Consider the following 19,515-nt stretch of genomic DNA (forward strand, 5'->3'; position numbering starts at 1 on the left):
ATTTTCGCAGAAAGGGATCAGCGGCTTAAATCTGCGATAATCTGCCCGAAAAAGAAAGGTGCGCTTTTGGCTTAAATTTTTCAAACCTTCTCTTGTATATATAGGTTTCTTATATATATTTGCTCAAGGAATAACTGATACGCTAATGAACCAGTCTGATTCGCGGGAATTGCTGCGGGGTACGCTCCGCACCATTGTCCTCAAACTTTTAGCCGAAAACCGCCGGATGTACGGCTACGAAATCACCCAGCAGGTGAAGGAACGCACCGGCGGCGAAATCACCCTGACCTACGGAGCGCTGTATCCGGTGCTGCACAAACTGGAAGACGAAGGGTACCTGATTACCGAGAGCGTGGAGGTGGACGGCCGTTTGCGGAAATACTATTCGCTGACGGCCGCCGGCACCGAAACGGCCCAGGTCAAGGTGTCGGAATTCGAGCGGTTTATGGAGGCCATGCAGTCGCTGATGCAGCCCCAACCCCAACTTTCTGTTCAGAAACAGTAACTCAAAAGGCCCGTCTTATGTATCTGCTGACCAACGAACAACTGGATACCCTGCGCGGGCACCTGCGCCGCAGCGGCGTTCCGGCCGATTTGCTGCCCGAGCTGACCGACCACCTCGCCTGCGATCTGGAGGAGGCGCTCTGGGAGGGCTGCCCCTTTGAGAAAGCCCTGCAAATGGTGACCCGGGAGGCTTCTCTGGAGACCCTTTCGCAGCTCCAGGAGGAGTACTGCGATATTCTGGGGCTGGAGCCGGAACCCGCCACGCTGACCGACATCGTGTTCATGAACCGGAACAAGCTGTACGGAGCCTACGACCTGCGGCAGAACTACCCGGTTGCCACCGAACGGGCGCTGCTCTACGGGTTCCTGCTTTTTTCGGCGGCGGTCTTCGCCATGAGCTGGGTCGTCAACGCGAACGTGCAGCGGGAACGCCAGAAAGCCGCCTCCAAAATCCGGTTCGTGGAGCCGGCCTGGCTGAAGGAAGCCGGAAAGCCGACCCTGAGCGACCCCGCGCTGAAACAGGGACTCGGCCACTATCGTCTGGTCGTCCGGAAGTAATCACCTAACTCTGTTTGCCCCATGAAAGCTGCAATCGACCGCCTGACGCTCGGCGGTGCGGTCCTGTTTCTCTGCCTGACGTGCCGTTCGCCCCGGCCGATGGAAGTTTCCGGGCAACTGGAAAATATTCCGGACGGCGAAATGGTCTTCTTCACCCGGGAGAATCTGACCGGGAAAATGGTCAAACTGGACTCCTGTGCCTTGACCAACGGGAAGTTCCGGATGCTTTTTTCGCGGGAGAAATACCCGGAAGCCGTCCGTATTTTTGTGAATCACAAAGAGCAGAACACCGATACGCTGCGGGTGTTGAGCTTTGATACCCACATCCTGCACGGCGGGCATCCGCTGGGCGTCGATCATTTTTACCTGGAAGACGGCATCCAGCTCAACGGGAAAATCTCGGAAATGTCTTTTCGTGGTTTCAGGCCTTACTCCCACGTAAAACTGGTGAAACTGGACCGGCCGCTCGTGGAGGGTCGGCAAACGGCGGTGGCCTACAGCGATTCGGTCGGGTTTGGTCGGCTGCGGAGCGTGGCCCGCCTGCGGGACGAAATCCGGAAACATCCGTATTCCTTCTATTACCTCTACGAACTGGAGCGACGGATGGGCGGATTTTCGGACGAAAGTTTCCGCTCTCTGCTGGACAGCTTCGAGGAGGACGTGCGGGAAAGTCCGACGGGCCGAAAGCTGCGGGACTACATCGCCAGCCGAAAGAGCCACCGGCTGTCGTTTGCAACCCGGCTGGCGGACGAGCAGGGAGCGCTCCAGCCCGTTCTGGACCCGTCGGCGGACTATCAGCTGGTGGTGCTCTGGGCCTCGTGGTGCGGTCCCTGCCGACGGGAGATTCCCGAACTGAAGAAGCTGTACGCCCGGCTGGGCAACGACGAAAAGCTGAGGCTGGTGTCTGTTTCGCTGGACGAGAACCGCGCCGCCTGGCATAAAGCCCTGCAAAAGGAACAGATGCCGTGGCCGCAGCGGCTGATGACCGAATCCGAGCGGCCTTACACCAGGGATTTATTCCAGTTCGACGGCTCGATTCCAACCATGCTCCTGCTCGACCGGCAGGGTAGGACGTTGAAAAAAGTAACCGGCTACGACGCAAACAACCTGAAAACCATCGAAAGACTCATTACCCGTTCGAATCAATCTCTTGCTCTACAGTAAGTACCCGATGAAGCGGTGTCGGGCGGAATCCGTTCCGGCACCGCACTAATTCCCTGAATTTCCGGACTACCCCAGTCGATCCGAAAGGGTCGAACGGCCCCGCTATTGCCTTTTATTTCCTTTTCCGAACAACAACAACTGATTCCGATGAACCAACTTCCTGCCGCGACCCTCGCAGACATTGTCTTCGAGCATCGCAACAAATCCTATGGTGCCTACGACCTACGCCTGAATTATTCCCGAAACGCCCGGCGCGCCCTGCTGATTGGCATCGCTCTCTTCGGGGCCGGACTGGCCCTGCCCGACCTGCTCGACCGCATCAAACCCGATCAGCCGGAGGCGTACATGAAGGAGGTTGTGCTGACGAAGGTGCAGCCGCTGCCGCCCAAAGAAGAGCCGATCATTACGCCGCCCAAGCAGGAGCCGATCAAACAGGAGGTGGCGCAGAAGCGATACCTGACGCCCGAAGTGCTGGAAGAAGCGCCCGAAGAGGTAAAAGTGCCGACGACGGAAGAACTGAAGGACGCCACGCCCAGCGACAAAACGGTGGAAGGCACGACCGACGCCGAAGTGATCGAAGCACCCGAAGAAACCGCTGCTGCTCCAACGAAAGAGGAAAAAAGCATTGAGGTAGAGCGCAAGTCCGACGAGCCGTTTACCGTCGTCGAGCAGCAGCCCGAGTTCCGGGGCGGAACGGCCGGACTCGCGGCTTTCCTCCAGAAGAACCTGCGCTACCCGGCCGAAGCCGCCCGGGCCAACATCTCCGGCCGGGTCTACGTAGCCTTCGTGGTGAACGCCGACGGCAGCATCGTGGACGCCCAGGTGACCAAAGGCATCGGCTTCGGCTGCGACGAGGAAGCCCTGCGGGTGATCCGGATGATGCCCAAATGGAAACCCGGCAAACAGTCCGGCCAGCCCGTACGGGTGCGGTTCAACCTGCCGATTGTGTTTGCGTTAGAATAGGGTGCTTAAGGGGGCAAGTGCTTAAGGAGGTAAGTGGCCCCTTAAGCACTTGCCGACTTACAACTTATATCCCACCGACACAAACCAGTTTCGGCCGTCGCCGGGGAGCAGGCCGGGGCCGGGGTAGCCGCCGGCGCGGCGGGTGAAGTAGCGTTCGTCGGTCAGGTTGTTGACGCCCGCCCGGACGTTGTAGCGTCTGGCAAAACGGTAGGTGGCCGACACGTCGAGCACCTGATAGGCAGGAATGACGCCCGTCTGCCCGTTGGCGGCGGGTGTTTCGGTATTGTTGGCATCGCTGTAAGCCTTGCCCACGCGGTTGAGCAGGGCGGTGAGCGTAAAGCCTTTCAGAGAGTAATTGGCTCCGAAACGGCCGATAAACTCCGGCGCGTTTTCGACCCGGCGGTCGCGCAGACTCGTTTCGGTTTGCTGGCCGTTGCTGACGCCCACCGTACGGAGCGTCGTATAGCGGGCATCGGTATAGCTGGCCGACGTGAACAGACTCAGGTAGCCCGCTTTCGAACGACCCACAAACGCGACAATCGGGTCAAATTCCACGTACGCTTCGACGCCCTGGCTCAGGCTGTTGCCGACGTTGGTCCGGAACTGGTACGGGCGGCTGGCTTCGTTGAGCAGCGTCAGCGTGCCGACCCGGTTGTTGTACTGCATCCGAAAATAGCTGACGTCAAAATTCAGGAAGTTGCGCAGATTGCCCCGCAGGCCGAGGTCCAGGTTGCCGCCGCGCGAATCCTGCAGGTTCGGGTCGATCACAAAATCGGTCACCGCCCCCGGCGTCAGGTCCGAGAACAGCAGCGGACGGTAGGCCTGCGAAAGATTGGCGTACAGCGTGGTCGTGGGCAGGAGTTTGTATTCCGTCCCGATGCCCAGCAGCAGGAAATTGCGGACGCTGTTCTGGGAAACGCGGTTTTCCGTACCGTTGGCGTTCAGGCTGAAACGGCCGCTGATGTCGTTGGCGAGGTGTTCGAGGCGGAAGCCGGGCGTGACGGTCCAGCGCGGCGTCAGACGGAAGACGTTCTCGGCAAAATAAGCGACATTCTGAACCCGCAGGTCAAGGTCCCGGGGAAAGGCGGCTTCGGCAAGGTTCAGGTTGAAATCGCTGCCCGTGTCGCCGCGGCCAAGCTGCCGGCGCCGGGTGTAGCCGTTGAAATACTTGACCCCCGTCGCCAGCGTATGGTCGCGGCCCAGCAGGGAATAAGTCGTCAGCAGGCGGAGTTCGCTGCCCCAGTTGCGGTAGTGGTCGCGGTCGATCTGGCGGGCGGCCAGCACGCCGTTCGTCGGGACATCCAGTGTGTTGATAGGCCGGACAAAGCCGATGCTGTTCCGTTCGCCGACGAGTCCGTGGACTTTCCAGGTGAGGCGGGTTTTGTCGGAAAAGGCGTATTCGGCCGAAAGCACCGGCACCGTCCAGGGCGTACTGAACCAGTTCCGTCCGCGAACGCTCTGCCGGGCATTCTGGGCGAACTGTACGTCCGTCAGGCCGCCCGGCTGCTGGCTTTCGTTGTATAGGCGCGACAGTTCGAAGCCAAGTTTTAGTTTGTTCGAAACCGCGTACTGTACGGAAGCGTAGCCGTTAAAAATGCCGTAGCGGCTGTTTTCCCGCCAGCCGTCGGCGCGGCGGTAGTGGGCGTAGGCGGTATAGCTCAGTTTGCCGACGGTGCCGCTGATGGCGTTGTAGGTTGAAAAAAGCCCAAAGCTCCCGGCCGACTGCTGCGTTTCAAAACCAAATTTGCGGGTAGCATCGGGCTTCTTGAGGACGTAGTTCAGCAGGCCGCCAAACTGAGGGCCGTATTGCAGCGAAGCCGCCCCGCGCACCAGCTGAATCTGCTCCACGGCTTCCATCGGCGGGTTGTAGTACGCTTCGGGGTAGCCAAATGGGTCGGGACTGACGTCGTAGCCGTTCTGCCGGACGTTGAATTCCCACGACCGGTTCGGGCTCAGTCCCCGGACCGCCACGCCTACCTGCATGCCCGAGCCATCGTTTTCCCAGACCATCACGCCCGGCGTTTTGCTGAAAATCTGGCGCGTATTGTTGGTGACCAGGTTGGCATCCAGCTGGCTGAGGTTGATCACTTCCGTTTTCTTCCCCGCAAAAAGGGCCGTTCCGTCCACTTCCGGCAAGCGCTCCAGTTCGCGCAGACCGCGGGCGGCCACGATTTTCACCTCGGCCAATTGTTGGACGGTTTCCCGCACGGCTATGTCGAGCGCCAGCGTTTCGTTGGCTTTGATTTCGACGGTGCGTTCCACGGGGGTCAGGGCCACGCCCGACAGTTGGACGGTATAGCCTCCCTTCGGCAGGTTGGTCAGCGTAAAGTGTCCTTTTTCGTCCGTAACCGTTCCCCGGATGGTTCCTTTAATCCGGATAGTTGCCCCGCTTACCGGAGCCCCCGACGGGTCGGTCACCTGGCCGCGGAGGGTACCGCCCGCTTCCGTATCGTTGGCAAAAGTCGCCGTTAAGGCCGATAAAAATAAAATCAGAAAGGTAGTTAGTCGAACCATTGTCACCAGTAGATTCCTTCAATGAAGCCGCAAAACTAATGGCGAAAGTATTACTTTCAAATTTAATTAGAATAATTTTAAATAAAGAAGCAAAATGAAAGCTCCGGAGTGTAAGACTACCGGAGCTTTCGCGAAAGTTACCAGTCGAAACGAAGCCCCGCGACGATGGTTCGGGCGGTGGGGTAGACGCCTCCGTCTCTTCCCAGTTGCTCATCCTGTGCCGGGCGGACTTCCGGCGTAAGGCCCAGGTAGCGGGTCAGGTAAAAGAGGTTCTGGCCCTGCACGTAGAACTGCACGAACGAAAGTTTCGGGAGGCGGTAGGCCACCCGTACGTCCCGAAGCTGCAGGTAACTGCCGGACTCCACGAAGTAGGACATCGGTGGGGCATAGTAATAATTGTAACCTGCTGACGGCCTCGGCACCGTGGAGCCGGAATTCGTCGGACTCCAGGCCGAAAGTACGCGGCGACTGCCGTTGCTATAGCCAATCATCAGATCGGTATAAACCCTTGACTGGTCATAGAGATTGTTTCCGACGACACCCTGAAACTGGATCGTCACCTCGAACGCCCGGTAACGAAGGTTACTTTGGAGGCCGAAAAAGAAATCGGGGTGGGGATTGCCGATGTAGATTCTGTCATCAAGGTTCAGTTGACCATCGTTGTTGACATCGACCAGCCGGAGCTGACCGGGCGCCACCGGCATGCGGCTCAGGGCGGTGGCCTGTTGAGCTTCCTGAGCGTTCTGGATCAGGCCGTCGGTCTGGTTACCGAACAGGGCTCCCATCGGCTTGTTATCGAACTGCCCAATGGTCCGGCTGAAATACTCCGAATGCGTGCGGCGGTTGCGGTAGCCTGATACCTGGCCGTTGAGGGTTAACACCCCGTTCCCCAATACCGGAAGCTGGTAACCGGCCGACAGTTCCAGCCCTACATTGCGCATGCGCCCGTCGCTGAGTGCGATAGTCTGAGGGTTACCGGGCCAAAAAACAGTGGTACGTTCGGTCAGATTGCGGGTTACCGCCTGGAAGGCCTCGGCGGATAGTGTCAATCGCGAACCGGGCTGGTAATCAACTCCAGCCGAGAGGGTCCGCACGCGCTCCGGCTTGTCGCCGAACGTAATTTCCTGAGCGCCCGAACTATACGGTGCCAGCATCGGGTTCGTCAGGGTTCCGAGCGTATAAGCGGCCGTTTGCTGACCCCAGCTTGCACGAATCCGAAGGTCCGGCCGTAGCGCAAACACGGTGGACAAAGTCGGCAACAGGCCCGAACGGTTGTCGATAGGAAACTGCGAAAGGCTCAGCCGCCGGAGCGAGGCTTCGGCCGCCCATCGGCGGTCGCTAAGCCGCAGGTGCAGGTACGACGAAAACAAGGCGTCTGTCGAATAAGAGCCTGCAAAAGAAATCGGGTCCCCTAGGTCGAGCCGCTGGGTTTGGCTACTTTCTGCGGTTTGAAGGCGAAACAGCTCGGCCCCGAGCGTCACCTCACCGGTCAGCGTTTTCCGCTTCAAAGAATAATTCAGTTCCGCGGCCAGCCGACGGGGCGAGGCTTCGGCTTTTGTGTCTTCGGCATAATAGGGCTTAGCGGGGTCGCTCACCTCCCACCCATGCGGTGCCTGCCAGTTGAGGCGGGTTTTCTGCCGCTGCTGCCCGTAAGACGCCCGGAACGTCAGCGAAGAAAGCAAATCCAGTTCCAGCGAAAGGCTTCCGGCAAAATCGGTCTGGTTAAGGCGGCGATCCTGCTGACGGGCCAGCATATACACCGGATTACTGAAGGGCATCAGGTAAGGTCCGGCCTGGGAGTAGTTGCCGGCAACATCGTAAACCGGGAAAAGCGGTAGCGCACGCAGGGCCTGAAAAACAACACTAGAGTTTTCCGATCCGTTATTTTCCGTGAGGCCCGAACGAATGGATTTGGTCAGCAAACCCTGCTGGCTAAGGCGCAGCCGGTTATGCCAGAAGGAAAAATCGTTGTTGAACAGCAGCCCGTTTCGCTCGTAGCCCGTAAAACGCAGAATGCCCTGCTGTTCAAAAGAATGAGCGGCGGCGTAGGTCTTCCAGTGCTTTGAACCATAGCCGACATTGACGTAATGCTGCTGAACCCGGCCATTGCGGAGAATCGCCCCGAACCAGTCGGTGCCTGCCTTGTTGGCGGCAGTAATTTTGAAAGCGGTTTTGTTAAAGGCCGGATCGTCAGGGTTGTTGGAATAGCGGTCGAGACCGGTTCGTGGGTCGCCCTGCATGGCCCCCATCGGCACAACATAGTCCGGAATGACCAGCGAAGGCCCGTTGCCCAGCAATTCCCGGTAGCGCACCTCATAGTCGCCGTTGTTGTAGTAAGGGCTTTCCCGCATCATTGAAAAAGCCAGAGTAGCCCACTCAGTGGCGTTGAGCAACTCCGGCCGACGTCCACTGAAGATACTTATCCCGGCGTAGGAATGCGCCGAAACGTGCAGCCCCGGCCGGGCGGTCTGGCGGGTAGACAACTCCACGACCCCGTTGTTGCCATAAGCCGAGAAGCGCCACGAAGCGGCGGGGTCTTTCAGAACCGACACCGACTGCAGGGCATCCACCGGCACGATGGCCGGGTCGCTGCCAAGCAGCGGCATACCGTTCAGCGTAAAGATTGGCCCGTTGTCGCGGGTAACTGAGCGAAATCCCCGAATCCGAACCATCGGCAGGCCGCCCGGCTGGTGGTTGCCGATGACATAAACGCCGGCGACGGTGCCCTGCAGCAGCGTGGCCGGATTGCTGACGGGCTGCCGAACCAGCATGCTGTCGGGCAGCGTGACGACCGAACCCGGCCGAAAAGACGAAGCGGGGACAGAAAGACTGTCCGGCTGCTGGGCCAGCGTGGCCTGACTGGCGGCGAAAAGAAAAAAGAGGGGTAGCGTTATTTTCATGAGCAGTTACGGCGAATCAACCGACAGGCCGCAAAATCCACGCCAGTCCGCCCGAACCCCCGGCCCGGAGTTTTTGTTACTTTTGTTCATGGAAAATACGTTACAAAACCAGCATGCTGTCGGGCAGCGTGACGACCGAACCCGGCCGAAAAGACGAAGCGGGGACAGAAAGACTGTCCGGCTGCTGGGCCAGCGTGGCCTGACTGGCGGCGAAAAGAAAAAAGAGGGGTAGCGTTATTTTCATGAGCAGTTACGGCGAATCAACCGACAGGCCGCAAAATCCACGCCAGTCCGCCCGAACCCCCGGCCCGGAGTTTTTGTTACTTTTGTTCATGGAAAATACGTTACAAAACAACCTGAATTCGATTCCCTCGCCCTGCTTTGTGCTGGAAGAGGCCAAACTTCGCCGCAATCTTGAACTGATCAACCACGTTCAGCAGTCGGCCGGCGTGCAGATCATTCTGGCACTCAAAGGGTTTTCGATGTACAGCGCCTTTCCGCTGGTGCGGCAGTACCTCGGCGGGGCCACGGCCTCGTCGCTGAACGAAATCAAACTGGTCAACGAATACATGGGCGTCCCGGCCCATACCTATATCCCGGCTTACCGCGACGATGAGTTTGACGAAGTGCTCCGGCGCAGCAGCCACCTGACCTTCAATTCCTGGAGCCAGTGGGAGCGGTTCAAGGGCCGGGTGGCGGCCTACAACGAAAAACAGAAAACCGAAAACGGGCCAACGGTCAGCTGTGGCATCCGCGTCAATCCGCAGTATTCGGAAGTGGCAACGGAGATGTACAACCCCTGCGTGCCCGGCTCCCGGCTGGGCGTTACCCGCGACAAACTGCCCGACGAACTGCCCGAAGGACTCGAAGGCATTCACTTCCATACGCTCTGCGAAAACGATTCGTACACGCTCGAACGGACGCTCGAAGCGCTCGAAAGCCGGTTTGGCAACCTATTGCACCAGGCTAAGTGGGTGAACATGGGCGGCGGCCACCTGATGACGCGCGAAGGCTATAACACCGACCACCTGATTGGGTTGCTGAAGGCGTTCCGGGAAAAATACAACGTGGCCGTGACGCTCGAACCGGGCTCGGCCATCGCCTGGCAGACCGGCGTGCTGGTGTCCACGGTGCTGGACGTGGTGGACAGCCAGGGCATCGACGTGGCCGTGCTGGACACCTCGTTTGCGGCGCACATGCCCGACACGCTCGAAATGCCCTACAAACCCCGCATTCTGGATTCGTACCACGAACCCGTGGCCGGAAAACCAACCTACCGCCTCGGCGGCATGACGTGTCTGGCGGGTGATTTTATGGGCGATTACTCGTTTGACCAGCCGCTGGAAGTGGGCGATAAGCTCGTTTTCGACGATATGATTCATTACACGATGGTGAAAACGACCACGTTCAACGGGGTGGGGCTGCCCGCCATCGGCATCTGGAAGGAAGACGGCCGCTTTGAACTGGTCAAAACGTACGGTTACGAAAGTTTCAAAGACCGGCTCAGCTAACCGGTTTACGACTCCATATAGGCAATCCCGAAACGGGCGATTTCGTCGATGAGCGGAAGCGCCCGTTTTCCTTTTTCCGTCAGGGCGTACTCTACCCGGGGTGGTACTTCTCCGTAATTGATGCGGGTAATCAACTCGCTGTCGGTCAGTTGCTTTAACTCATAGACCAGAATCCGCTCGCTGATGTCGGGCAGCAGGCGGCGGAGTTCACTGAAGCGCAGCCGCCCGTCGGCCAGTTGCCGGATGATGAGCAGCTTCCATTTGCCGCCGATCAGTTCCAGCGTCGTCCGGATGGGGCAGCGGGGGGTAATGGAGATGGGTTCCTGCTTCATACTTACAAAAATGTGTGTACCCTTACTTTGGTTAGCGCCTGCAAGAGTACATAGATTTGCCGTATCCTTCAACTTATTCCGATCCGACCATGAAAAAAATTGCGCTATTCGGAGCTTCGGGCAAAACCGGGCAGCAGTTTCTGAATCAGGCTCTGGCAAAAGGCTACCAGATCAAGGCGCTGGTCCGCAATCCTCAGGCTATCTCCCAGCAGTCGCCGAATCTCCAGCTTATCCGCGGCGATGTGCTGAACCCGCAGGATGTGGAACGGACGGTAGAGGATACCGATCTGGTGGTCAGCCTGTTTGGACACGTGAAAGGGTCGCCCGAGTGGCTGCAGACCCGCGGAACGGAAAACATCATTTCCAGCATGAAGACCAATGGTCTGAAGCGGATCATCAGCCTGTCGGGCGGCGGCCTGCCGTTTGAGAAGGATCAGCCCAAATTTGCCGATAAAATGATTCGGACGATCATGAAAATTGCCGTTCCCAAAGTGCTGAACGATGCGGTCCGGCATGCGGAGGTGCTGAAAGCGAGTGGGTTGGAATGGATTATCGTGCGCGGCCCGCGCCTGACCGACGGCGAAAAGCGGAACCAGTACCGGGTCGGCTGGGTAGGTGTCGATGCCAGCACCCAGATCAGCCGGGCGGACCTCGCGGATTTTATCCTGAATCAGGTCGAAGACAGCCGGTTCGTCGGACAAATGCCGTTTGTGAGCTATTAATTGAATGAGTGATTGAATGACTGAATGACTGAACTTTGAGGAGCTTGCTCACTGCGTTGGCGGACCGCTCAATCAGTCATTCAGTCATTCAATCAATCAATCATTCTTCATAATAGTACCCAAAAATAATTCCCATTTCCTCCTCACTGGTGAGGCCGAAGCTGACGGTTTTGGAGGTCGTGTTGTTGTAGGTGATTTCCGAAGTCAGCCCTTCGCCCGCTTTGAGCGAAATCGGCGTGGGGAAGTTGATGATGTCGGGGTGTTCCCAGTCCGTGGTCGTGTAGACCACTTCGCCGTCGCGGGAGCCACCCTTGATCCGGATGACAAACTTCTCGCCCAGTTTGTGCATGTGCGAGGTTAACGCCAGCACCTTGACATTCTTCGAAAACGTAAAACTCTTGATATGCGTCCGGCGCTGACCCGGCGGGGTGGTAATGCTCTCGTTGCTCCAGTTGATCGGCTTGACCGCGTATTTGACTTCGGCTTTATCGACCGTAAACAGGTTCAGAAACGCTTCGCCCTGAAACACCTTGTCGGACTTGTTGACGTAGTGCACATTCAGGTCGAGCGAGCTGTTGGCGGGCAGCAGCAGGGCGGTGCCTTCCGGGAAGGTGTAATCGTGGTTGGGCGACTGGCTTCCGGCCATGAACACGTGGTTGGCCATCGACAGAAACGTGGCGAGGTTGACCGAGTTGTCCGGATTGCGCAGGTCCCGCACTTGGTTCGCGGCGGGCAGGTTGGTCGTCCGGTCGAAGCCGTAGGCGATGAAGTGGTGGCTGCCCGGCCGCATCTTGATCTGCACCCGTTTGACGTAAATGTCCGTCGAATTATTGAGCAGTCGCCGGACGAATAATTCCCGTTCGAAATTCGATTTGACGTCGAAGGGGTCAATTTTAAGCTGGAGTCCCTGTCCGGTAACCGGCGGCGCCAGCGGCGTAAAGGTGGCGTTGCTGCCGGTCTGGTCGTCCAGCAGGGCCGCGTCCGCCACACTGCCCGTTTTGGGAGCGCCCGCCTCAATCCAGCGCCGTACAAACTCAATCTGTCCGGCCGAGAGGGGCGGTCGGCCCAGCGGCATGGGGTTGCCGTACTGTTTGCCGCCGTGGTGAGCCGCGTCGGTGTTCAGTTTGTGATAGAACAGGCTGCTCAGCGAATTGAACGGCTTTACGCGCAGCAGCCCATCGGTTTTGGCGGAAGCATTGGCCGGGGCGACGTTGACCAGATTTTCGTAGGACTTCCCGGACGCCAGCACCAGCTTATGCTGTCCGAACGAGCCGTCCGACTCGGAGGCATGACAGCCGGTCATGGCGCAGTTCGTCGTCAGGATTTTCTCCTGAAGCAGATCAAAGCTGGCTTTTTCGGTGGGGTCCGGAGTATCCTCGGCGGGTTTGGTACAGGACAAAGTGCCCAGCAGCAAAGCCGCGCTCAACCCGGCTCCGTACGTAAATAGAGAAGATATTCTTCGCATACAATCAGGATCAATCGGCAAGACTTACGAAGATAACGAAAAACCCCGCCATTTCGGCTGCCACCCGCCAGCGGAGGGGTTAAATTGTTATTAATCAGTGGTTGAGGCAGGGGAAGGTTTGGGGTTTAGGGTTTAGGGTTTATAGTTGCCCTGCCTCTTTACAATCACCTGATTGAGGCGGAGCAACTATAAACCCTAAACCCTAAACTCTAAACTTTTAAAACTTCAGCGTAAAATGCTGCTTCGGCTGCTGCTGCCGGAAAAAGACCAGGCCGACGTAAAACAGGTCCACCGTCACGACGACCTGTGGGTGGGCTTTGATAGCTTCCCAGGCCTGTTCCATCTCCGCCGACCAGTGAATGTCGTCGAAGACAAAACAGGTGTCGTTGTGAATCTTCGGCAGGCAGGTTTCAAAGTACCGGACCGTCGGCTCGTAGCGGTGATTGGCGTCGAAAAAGGCAAAATCGAGCCGGTCGATGGCGGCGATCTGCGCGGCCAGCGTTTCGTCCAGATTGCCGACCACCGTCTGGATATTGGAATACCCGAGCCGGGCGAAATGGCTCCGGGCGCGGTCTGCCGTCTGAGGACAGCCTTCAAATGTGATGAGTTTTCCCTGCGGAACGGCCGCCGCTTCATAGAGGGTCGTCAGGCCGAGCGAGGTGCCGAGGTCGAACACCGTTTGGCACTCGAATCGGCGGAGCAGGCGGTACAGCAGTCGGGCAAACCGGGTCGGTTTCTGGGAGTGGCGGGCAATGTCGCGGATGGTGCGTTCGCGGGAGGCGTTGACTTTGGAACCGGCCCCGTAGTCCGTGATGGCGATGGTTTCGCGGCTTTTCAGCAGTTCGCGGCGCAGGTCTTCGATGGGGGCAAAGGCCGGCTCGTCCGGTTCGTCGACCCGAATGGTTTTGGTGTATAAATCGTAAAGAAACGGCGAATGAAGGGAATGCTCGTCGCGGGCATTCAGCAGGTAACGGAGGTACGCGGCAATCAAAAGAAAACGGTTAAAGTTGAATGGTGAACGTTGAAGGCGGCCGACGCGGCGTTGACCTTTTGGTTCAAAATGATTTGATAATTGCTGTCAATTGAGGTGATAGGGCGTGATGAGCATGAATTCGGGAATGTTGACCGTGATGCGACGGCCGTCGAAGAGGCGTTCCATGATGTAAATACCCTGCATTTTGCCCATGCCGGTCTTCAGGTTGCAGCCCGACACGTAGGTATGCGACTCGCCCGGCTCCAGCACCGGCTGCTGCCCTACGACGCCCTCGCCCGAAACCTCCCGGACGACGCCGTTGGAATCGTAAATGGTCCAGTGCCGGTGCAGCAACTGCACGGTGTTTTCGCTGCCGTTCTCAATGGTGATCCGGTAGGTAAACACGTAGTGCGCGTGCATCGGGCTGGAGTGAGCCGGCTGGTACTCGGTCACCACACTGACTTTGACACCTTCTGTAACGGCAGAAACCATGTTTTTGAACAGTTAACGCTTCTGGTTAGAACGAAAATTAGTTTTGTCAGTTTATAATTCCAAAAGTTCGCTTTTATTTTCTGGACTTATAAACAGCATCCGGGCAATTTTGTCCCTGAACGTCCGGTTTCGCCTGACCGCATCTCCGTTCTTAACATACCAATTGATGAAAGTTGTCATTGAGCCTTCCTGGCAGCAGCGCCTGCACGACGAGTTCGAAAAGCCCTATTTCCCCAAATTAGCCGAGTTTGTCCGGCAGGAATATTCCACCCAGCGTTGTTATCCACCGGGTAAGCTGATTTTCAATGCCTTCGACCAGTGTCCTTTCGACGCGGTCAGGGTGGTGATTCTGGGCCAGGACCCGTACCACGGCGAGGGGCAGGCCAACGGACTGGCCTTTTCGGTCAGCGACGGCATCACCAAGCCGCCTTCGCTGGTGAATATCTTCAAAGAAATTCAGGACGATCTCGGGAAGCCCGTTCCCAAATCGGGTAATCTAGAACGCTGGGCCGTACAAGGCGTGCTGTTGCTCAACGCCACGCTAACCGTCCGGGCGGGCCAGGCCGGGTCGCACCAGGGCAAGGGCTGGGAAGCGTTTACGGACGCCGCCATCAAACACGTTTCCGACGAAAAAGAAAATGTGGTTTTCCTGCTCTGGGGCGCTTACGCGCAAAAAAAAGGAGCCATCATCGACAGCTCCAAACACCTGGTCCTGACCTCCAAACACCCTTCTCCAATGGCCGCGCAATGGGGCGGCTGGTTCGGCAACAAGCACTTCAGCCAAACCAACGAGTATCTGCGGAGCAAGGGGCTGGGGGAGATTGATTGGTAGGTAATAACTGAATGATTGAATGACTGAATGACTGATTAGCTTCGCTAATTCTAGCCTTGCGAAGCTAATCAGTCATTCAGTCATTCAATCAATAATATTGAACAGCCGGTTCCACCGGATCTTGTTCAGGAATCCGTCCGGGTTGGGATCGACGGACATCCAGATGAAGACGGCTTTGCCGACGATATGGTCTTCGGGGACGAAGCCCCAGAAACGGGAGTCGTAGGAGTTGTGGCGGTTGTCCCCCATCATGAAAAAGTAATCCTGCTGGAAGGTGTACGACGTGATGGCCTTGCCGTCGATGGAAACCGAGTTGGCGGTCAGGTCTACCTTTTCGTGCCCTTCAAAACGCTGGATGACCGGGCCGTAGAACAGGATGTTTTTGGCGTCGAGTTGAACGGTAACGCCTTTTTTGGGCACCGTCAGCGGACCAAAATTGTCAACCGTCCAGTTGTATTTGCCGCCGTCGTACAGACCCGACATCGACGGCTGACCCGGCTGCGGCGTTTCCTCGTAGGCCACCACTTCCTTGCACCAGTCGAACTGTTTGAACTGCTGGGCCGTCTGGTCGGTCGTCACGACGCGGTAGCCGATCAGCTTACCGGCGTTCGCCGAATCGGCCTGCTCGGTAACGGGCTGCCAGTTGAGCGTCGGGCTGCTGGGGTCGCGGAAGTCGTTGACGATGTTGTATTTCCGGAAAAAATTCTCGTCCAGTTCGTAGCCGTTTGTCCGGATGAAATACGAGAACTGCATTTCTGTCGGGTTTTCGGCGGCTTTTCCGTTGACGAAGACTTGCCGGTGGCGCACTTCGACCACGTCGCCCGGCAGACCGATGCAGCGTTTGATGTAGTTGGTCCGCAGGTCGGTCGGGTATTCGCTTTCGGGCGGGTAGTTGAACACCACCACGTCGCCGTGCTTCACGCTCGAAAAGCCCGGTAGCCGGTACTGCGGCAGCTGAATGGCCGTAGAATAGGAGGGAATGTCGGTGCCCCAGATTTTCTGGTGGGTCAGCGGGACCTGAAGGGGCGTTTTGGGCGTCCGGGTTCCGTAATGCAGTTTACTGACAAACAAAAAATCGCCCACCAGGAGGCTCTTTTCCATCGAGGGCGTCGGGATGGTAAACGCCTCCATGAACAGCCAGCGGATCAGGGTTGCCGCCACGACCGCAAACACGATGGAATCCAGCCACTCGCGGACGACCGATTTATTTTTTACGGCGGGTTTAGTTTTGTTTTCCTGTTTGATAATTGCCATACAATAGAGTCTGGAAAAAGGCTCTTTACATTAAGTTTCTACAAGTTTACTAAAATTTGCTGAGACCGCAGGCACTTCCCCGGTTCAGGCCAGCAAATCATCCATGCCGAAAATTCCGCTGCGTCCGGCGAGCCATTCCGCCGCCACCACGGCCCCGAGCGCAAAGCCCTGCCGACTGTGGGCTTCGTGTCTGATTTCCAGCGTGTCCACGTCCGAAACGTAGCGGATAACGTGCGTTCCCGGCACGGTGCCCTCCCGCAGCGATTCGATGGGTAGCTCGTCCGCGGCATTGCCGTGCGAGTCGGCGGCCTGGTGCGCCCAGCGGTTTTTGTGCGGCAGATTTTCCAGAATTCCCTCGGCCAGGGTGATAGCCGTGCCGCTCGGCGCGTCCTTCTTCTCGGTATGATGAACTTCCGTCATCGACACGTGGTAGGACGGGTAATTGCGCATGAACTGCGCCAAAACCTTATTAAGCCGGAAAAACAGATTCACGCCGATGCTGTAGTTGGAGGCGTAAAAAAAGGCACCGCCTGTCTGCCGCGTGAGCTCTTCGATTTCGGCCTGGTGGCTCAGCCAGCCCGTTGTGCCGCACACCACCGGCCAGCCTTTCTGCAGGCAATATTTCAGATTGTCAACGGCGGCTTCCGGCGAGCTGAATTCAATGACGGCGTCCACGTCGTCGCGGCCCAGGGCGTCCATGTCGGCGCGGTTGCTCAGGTCGATGCGTCCGGCAATGGTGTGCCCCCGCTGGAGGGCAAGCTGTTCAATCGTACGGCCCATTTTGCCGTAGCCAAGGAGGAGGATATTCATTTCAAACTGTTTTGTGTTTTGTGTTTTGTGTTTTGTGTTTTCCGTTTACGTAATGAGGCTAAACCAACTCAAGGCAACCAATTGAAAACCGCAAACGGAAAACAGAAAACACAAAACAGAAAACTATTTAAACTGCAACGCCACCCGGATGCCCGGTGCGATTACGGGGGGAGCGATGTCGCCACCCACGCCAAAGGAGGGCTGGACCCGGAGGGTGAGGTCGTCTGAGAGGTCAAAGGTTTTGAGGTGAGCCGAGACGTTGGCATCCATGATGTTGAGACCCCAGAGCGCCACGCCGAGCAGGACGTTAAGGTCGCGGTAGCGGCGGAAGGAGTTGTAGCCCCGTTCGAGCTGGCTTTCGGTCACTGTCCGCAGACGGCCGTCGAGTTCGAGTTGAACCGTTTTGCTGGTGCTGGCGTACGCCTTTTCCCAGTTCGTCCGGTAAAACTTCATGCGGCCGCTCATGTAATTGATGAAATAACCGATCGTCCCGAAGCCGGCGTAAATGATGGGAATCTTCCAGTATTGCCGGTTGTACGCCTGACCCAGACCGGGCAGGATGGCCGAGCGAACGGTCGCTTTTTTGGGGATAATCTTTCGGATTTGGGCGGTCTGCCGGTCGCTGAGCCGTACGGTATCTGCCGCCGGCAGCGTCCGCACCGTGTCGCCGCCCGAGATGAGCGCCGACCCGCCGACCCGCACGGTATCGGGTCGGGCCGCGTCCGGTCGGGCCGCGTCCGGTCGGGCCGCGTCCGGTCGGGCCGCGTTCGGTGTTACCTGTGCCTGCACGGCCGGGATGCTCAGCGCCACGGTCATCAGTCCCGTCAATATACTTCGTATCAAGGTAGTCATTCGCAATTCCAAAGCCAGTGTGCGGTTGTAAAAGGTCTGCTTCTTCCCAACGTCGCGGGAGGGCCAATGGCTATGGCGTTAACATTTTTTAGCGTTTTCGGTTTTCCCGCCGCCAAACGGGTGCGTAAAGATAGTCCTTTTAGGTAGAATGGCGCGGGGTGTTTCTCGCAGATTTACGCGGATTTCCGGTCGCAGATCAGCGCAGAAAAAACACCTGCGGAAATCTGCGACGGAAATTCGCGTAAATCTGCGAGACAAAAGGGGCTTATTTATGCGCTGTCTGCCCCGGCCGTGAACGGTCCACGCAGCCCGTCAGGGCACGGTAGGTGTGGTAGGCGGCTTTCCAGATATGGCCTTTGTTGGCCGTGCGGCGCTGCGGGTCGTGGTCAAGCCCTTCTTCGTACCAGTCGCCGTGCTGGTGGTCGATCATATAGGTCTGCACGTATTTCCACAGCTTTTTGTACTGGTCGAAATAGCGCATCGGGTCGTTAGGGAACCGGTCGGCCATCAGCAGCAGCGTATTCAGTCCCTCGGCCTGCGACCACCAGTTCTTGCTCTCGCGGATAATGGTCATGCCGGGTTTGTCCCGGAAATAATAGCCCTGGTCGTAGAAGCCGCCGAGTTTTTTGTCCCAGCCGTTGCGGAGGGCGTGATCGACCATCCGCTTGCCGACTTCCAGCGTTCGGGCATCGCCCTTCAGTCCCAGCACGTGCGACGCTTCCAGCATCAGGTAAGCCGTCTCGACGTCGTGCCCGAACGAGACGTGGTCGATGTAACGGTGCTTCAGAATGACCGCTTCCGACGAGTCGCGGTAGGAGACCGGCGTCCAGTCGGGCTGGAAAAACAGGACGAGGTTGCCTTTGGGCGAGGTGATGACGTCGCGGACGAGCACGAGCATTTCCTGAAGCCGTTCGCGGACCAGCGGGTCGGGCCAGACGGTATAAAGCTCGGTCAGGGCTTCGAGCAGGTGGATGGAACTATTCTGGTCCTTGTAGCCGGTGTTGGCCGTCGAGGCGATGGAGGCGTCGCGGCGGATGGGCGTGCCGTCGCGGCGCAGGTGCTGGAAATAGCCTTTGTGAACGGGGTCGTGGCTGTGTTGTTCGAGCCAGTAGAACGACTTTTTGGCCAGATTGAGCGCCGCCGTATCTTTCGACATGTGATAATAGGCGCTCAGCGCGTAGAGCCCGAAGGCGTTGCCATAGGCGTCCTTGTTCGGTTCGCCTTTCACCCGGCCCTGCCGATCTACGAGCGTGTAGAACCCGCCGAATTCTTTATCCCACATCACATCGCGCAGGAACTGGAAGCCGTGCCGGGCGTTTTCGCGGTAATGCGCCACGGTCGGGTACCGTTCGGCGGCTTTGGCGGTGGTCCAGGTGTGGCGGGCCTGCGTGACGATCATTTTGTCCTGCGGACCGGTCGGTTTGAAATCGTACGTGAACGTGCTGAGGTAGCCGCCAAACTCCCGGTCCACGGCCTGGGGGTACCATTTATTGAGCATTTCCTTCCGGATGGAGTTTTCCATCTCGACGGCAATGCGGATGCGGTCGTCTTGCCGGGACTGCGCCACAGCGGTGCCGACCGCCAGACCGGCTACCAGAAAGCAGGTGACAATTTTCATGGATGAAAGTTGCGAAACGGGATTCTGCCCGGAAACTGCCGCGGGCGTTCT

18 protein-coding genes are annotated in these 19,515 nt (G+C 57.8%); 7 read left to right on the forward strand and 11 right to left on the reverse strand.

Going from position 1 to position 19,515, the window contains the following annotated elements:
* The first annotated feature begins 145 nt into the window (after positions 1-145).
* The 4 genes from ORG26_RS21800 to ORG26_RS21815 all read left to right on the forward strand — a co-directional run bounded on the left by ORG26_RS21800 (position 146) and on the right by ORG26_RS21815 (position 3,189).
* Complete coding sequence (locus tag ORG26_RS21800; protein ID WP_266365620.1) at positions 146-505, forward strand: PadR family transcriptional regulator; 360 nt, start codon at positions 146-148, stop codon at positions 503-505.
* Between the two features lie 17 nt (positions 506-522).
* On the forward strand, positions 523-1,062 hold the full coding sequence (locus ORG26_RS21805; RefSeq protein WP_266365622.1) for a hypothetical protein: 540 nt from the start codon (positions 523-525) through the stop codon (positions 1,060-1,062).
* A gap of 21 nt (positions 1,063-1,083) precedes the next feature.
* Positions 1,084-2,226 (forward strand): thioredoxin-like domain-containing protein, encoded by a 1,143-nt coding sequence (locus ORG26_RS21810; RefSeq protein WP_266365624.1) that lies wholly within the window; start codon positions 1,084-1,086, stop codon positions 2,224-2,226.
* Between the two features lie 147 nt (positions 2,227-2,373).
* On the forward strand, positions 2,374-3,189 hold the full coding sequence (locus tag ORG26_RS21815; RefSeq protein WP_266365626.1) for an energy transducer TonB: 816 nt from the start codon (positions 2,374-2,376) through the stop codon (positions 3,187-3,189).
* A 57-nt stretch (positions 3,190-3,246) separates the two neighbouring features.
* On the opposite strand, the gene ORG26_RS21820 is transcribed toward ORG26_RS21815, so the two are convergent.
* From ORG26_RS21820 to ORG26_RS21830, 3 genes are all read right to left on the reverse strand, one after another.
* Complete coding sequence (locus ORG26_RS21820; protein WP_266365628.1) at positions 3,247-5,703, reverse strand: TonB-dependent receptor domain-containing protein; 2,457 nt, start codon at positions 5,701-5,703, stop codon at positions 3,247-3,249.
* A gap of 137 nt (positions 5,704-5,840) precedes the next feature.
* Entirely contained in the window at positions 5,841-8,603 is a 2,763-nt protein-coding gene (locus tag ORG26_RS21825; RefSeq protein WP_266365630.1) for a TonB-dependent receptor plug domain-containing protein, read from the reverse strand.
* 100 nt (positions 8,604-8,703) lie between these two features.
* On the reverse strand, positions 8,704-8,847 hold the full coding sequence (locus ORG26_RS21830; RefSeq protein WP_266365632.1) for a hypothetical protein: 144 nt from the start codon (positions 8,845-8,847) through the stop codon (positions 8,704-8,706).
* A gap of 88 nt (positions 8,848-8,935) precedes the next feature.
* Here ORG26_RS21830 and nspC point away from each other — a divergent pair, with 88 nt between their 5' ends.
* On the forward strand, positions 8,936-10,114 hold the full coding sequence (nspC, locus tag ORG26_RS21835; RefSeq protein WP_266365634.1) for a carboxynorspermidine decarboxylase: 1,179 nt from the start codon (positions 8,936-8,938) through the stop codon (positions 10,112-10,114).
* A gap of 5 nt (positions 10,115-10,119) precedes the next feature.
* Here the strand turns inward: nspC and ORG26_RS21840 are convergent, their stop codons facing one another.
* Positions 10,120-10,446, reverse strand: coding sequence for a winged helix-turn-helix transcriptional regulator (locus tag ORG26_RS21840; protein WP_266365636.1), 327 nt, complete (start codon positions 10,444-10,446; stop codon positions 10,120-10,122).
* A gap of 89 nt (positions 10,447-10,535) precedes the next feature.
* Here ORG26_RS21840 and ORG26_RS21845 point away from each other — a divergent pair, with 89 nt between their 5' ends.
* The gene (locus ORG26_RS21845; RefSeq protein ID WP_266365638.1) at positions 10,536-11,168 is read left to right on the forward strand and encodes an NAD(P)-dependent oxidoreductase; all 633 of its coding nucleotides are present in this window, start codon (positions 10,536-10,538) and stop codon (positions 11,166-11,168) included.
* 100 nt (positions 11,169-11,268) lie between these two features.
* On the opposite strand, the gene ORG26_RS21850 is transcribed toward ORG26_RS21845, so the two are convergent.
* The 3 genes from ORG26_RS21850 to apaG form a co-directional block, all read right to left on the reverse strand.
* A complete protein-coding gene (locus ORG26_RS21850) occupies positions 11,269-12,633 on the reverse strand; it encodes a monooxygenase (RefSeq protein ID WP_266365640.1) in 1,365 nt (454 codons plus the stop codon).
* Between the two features lie 217 nt (positions 12,634-12,850).
* Entirely contained in the window at positions 12,851-13,624 is a 774-nt protein-coding gene (locus tag ORG26_RS21855; RefSeq protein ID WP_266365641.1) for an O-methyltransferase, read from the reverse strand.
* 87 nt (positions 13,625-13,711) lie between these two features.
* Positions 13,712-14,098 (reverse strand): Co2+/Mg2+ efflux protein ApaG, encoded by a 387-nt coding sequence (gene apaG / locus ORG26_RS21860; RefSeq protein WP_266365643.1) that lies wholly within the window; start codon positions 14,096-14,098, stop codon positions 13,712-13,714.
* A 166-nt stretch (positions 14,099-14,264) separates the two neighbouring features.
* On the opposite strand from apaG, the gene ung reads away from it, so the two are divergent.
* Entirely contained in the window at positions 14,265-14,930 is a 666-nt protein-coding gene (gene ung, locus ORG26_RS21865) for a uracil-DNA glycosylase (protein ID WP_266365645.1), read from the forward strand.
* An 84-nt stretch (positions 14,931-15,014) separates the two neighbouring features.
* On the opposite strand, the gene lepB is transcribed toward ung, so the two are convergent.
* From lepB to ORG26_RS21885, 4 genes are all read right to left on the reverse strand, one after another.
* Positions 15,015-16,184, reverse strand: coding sequence for a signal peptidase I (lepB, locus tag ORG26_RS21870; protein ID WP_266365647.1), 1,170 nt, complete (start codon positions 16,182-16,184; stop codon positions 15,015-15,017).
* 84 nt (positions 16,185-16,268) lie between these two features.
* Positions 16,269-16,994, reverse strand: coding sequence for a 4-hydroxy-tetrahydrodipicolinate reductase (gene dapB / locus ORG26_RS21875; RefSeq protein ID WP_266365649.1), 726 nt, complete (start codon positions 16,992-16,994; stop codon positions 16,269-16,271).
* Positions 16,995-17,117: 123 nt separating this feature from the next.
* Positions 17,118-17,846, reverse strand: coding sequence for a DUF5683 domain-containing protein (locus ORG26_RS21880; RefSeq protein WP_266365651.1), 729 nt, complete (start codon positions 17,844-17,846; stop codon positions 17,118-17,120).
* 265 nt (positions 17,847-18,111) lie between these two features.
* Complete coding sequence (locus ORG26_RS21885; RefSeq protein ID WP_266365653.1) at positions 18,112-19,464, reverse strand: AGE family epimerase/isomerase; 1,353 nt, start codon at positions 19,462-19,464, stop codon at positions 18,112-18,114.
* Positions 19,465-19,515: the final 51 nt, after the last annotated feature.

It is taken from the genome of Tellurirhabdus rosea (assembly GCF_026278345.1).
Lineage (GTDB): Bacteria > Bacteroidota > Bacteroidia > Cytophagales > Spirosomataceae > Tellurirhabdus > Tellurirhabdus rosea.

Excerpts from the sequence above, each read along its gene's own strand:
- ORG26_RS21800 (WP_266365620.1), top strand. The coding sequence starts at position 146 with ATGAACCAGTCTGATTCGCGGGAATTGCTGCGGGGTACGCTCCGCACC.
- ORG26_RS21805 (WP_266365622.1), top strand. The coding sequence starts at position 523 with ATGTATCTGCTGACCAACGAACAACTGGATACCCTGCGCGGGCACCTG.
- ORG26_RS21810 (WP_266365624.1), top strand. The coding sequence starts at position 1,084 with ATGAAAGCTGCAATCGACCGCCTGACGCTCGGCGGTGCGGTCCTGTTT.
- ORG26_RS21815 (WP_266365626.1), top strand. The coding sequence starts at position 2,374 with ATGAACCAACTTCCTGCCGCGACCCTCGCAGACATTGTCTTCGAGCAT.
- ORG26_RS21820 (WP_266365628.1), bottom strand. The coding sequence starts at position 5,703 with ATGGTTCGACTAACTACCTTTCTGATTTTATTTTTATCGGCCTTAACG.
- ORG26_RS21825 (WP_266365630.1), bottom strand. The coding sequence starts at position 8,603 with ATGAAAATAACGCTACCCCTCTTTTTTCTTTTCGCCGCCAGTCAGGCC.
- ORG26_RS21830 (WP_266365632.1), bottom strand. The coding sequence starts at position 8,847 with ATGAAAATAACGCTACCCCTCTTTTTTCTTTTCGCCGCCAGTCAGGCC.
- nspC (WP_266365634.1), top strand. The coding sequence starts at position 8,936 with ATGGAAAATACGTTACAAAACAACCTGAATTCGATTCCCTCGCCCTGC.
- ORG26_RS21840 (WP_266365636.1), bottom strand. The coding sequence starts at position 10,446 with ATGAAGCAGGAACCCATCTCCATTACCCCCCGCTGCCCCATCCGGACG.
- ORG26_RS21845 (WP_266365638.1), top strand. The coding sequence starts at position 10,536 with ATGAAAAAAATTGCGCTATTCGGAGCTTCGGGCAAAACCGGGCAGCAG.
- ORG26_RS21850 (WP_266365640.1), bottom strand. The coding sequence starts at position 12,633 with ATGCGAAGAATATCTTCTCTATTTACGTACGGAGCCGGGTTGAGCGCG.
- apaG (WP_266365643.1), bottom strand. The coding sequence starts at position 14,098 with ATGGTTTCTGCCGTTACAGAAGGTGTCAAAGTCAGTGTGGTGACCGAG.
- ung (WP_266365645.1), top strand. The coding sequence starts at position 14,265 with ATGAAAGTTGTCATTGAGCCTTCCTGGCAGCAGCGCCTGCACGACGAG.
- lepB (WP_266365647.1), bottom strand. The coding sequence starts at position 16,184 with ATGGCAATTATCAAACAGGAAAACAAAACTAAACCCGCCGTAAAAAAT.
- dapB (WP_266365649.1), bottom strand. The coding sequence starts at position 16,994 with ATGAATATCCTCCTCCTTGGCTACGGCAAAATGGGCCGTACGATTGAA.
- ORG26_RS21880 (WP_266365651.1), bottom strand. The coding sequence starts at position 17,846 with ATGACTACCTTGATACGAAGTATATTGACGGGACTGATGACCGTGGCG.
- ORG26_RS21885 (WP_266365653.1), bottom strand. The coding sequence starts at position 19,464 with ATGAAAATTGTCACCTGCTTTCTGGTAGCCGGTCTGGCGGTCGGCACC.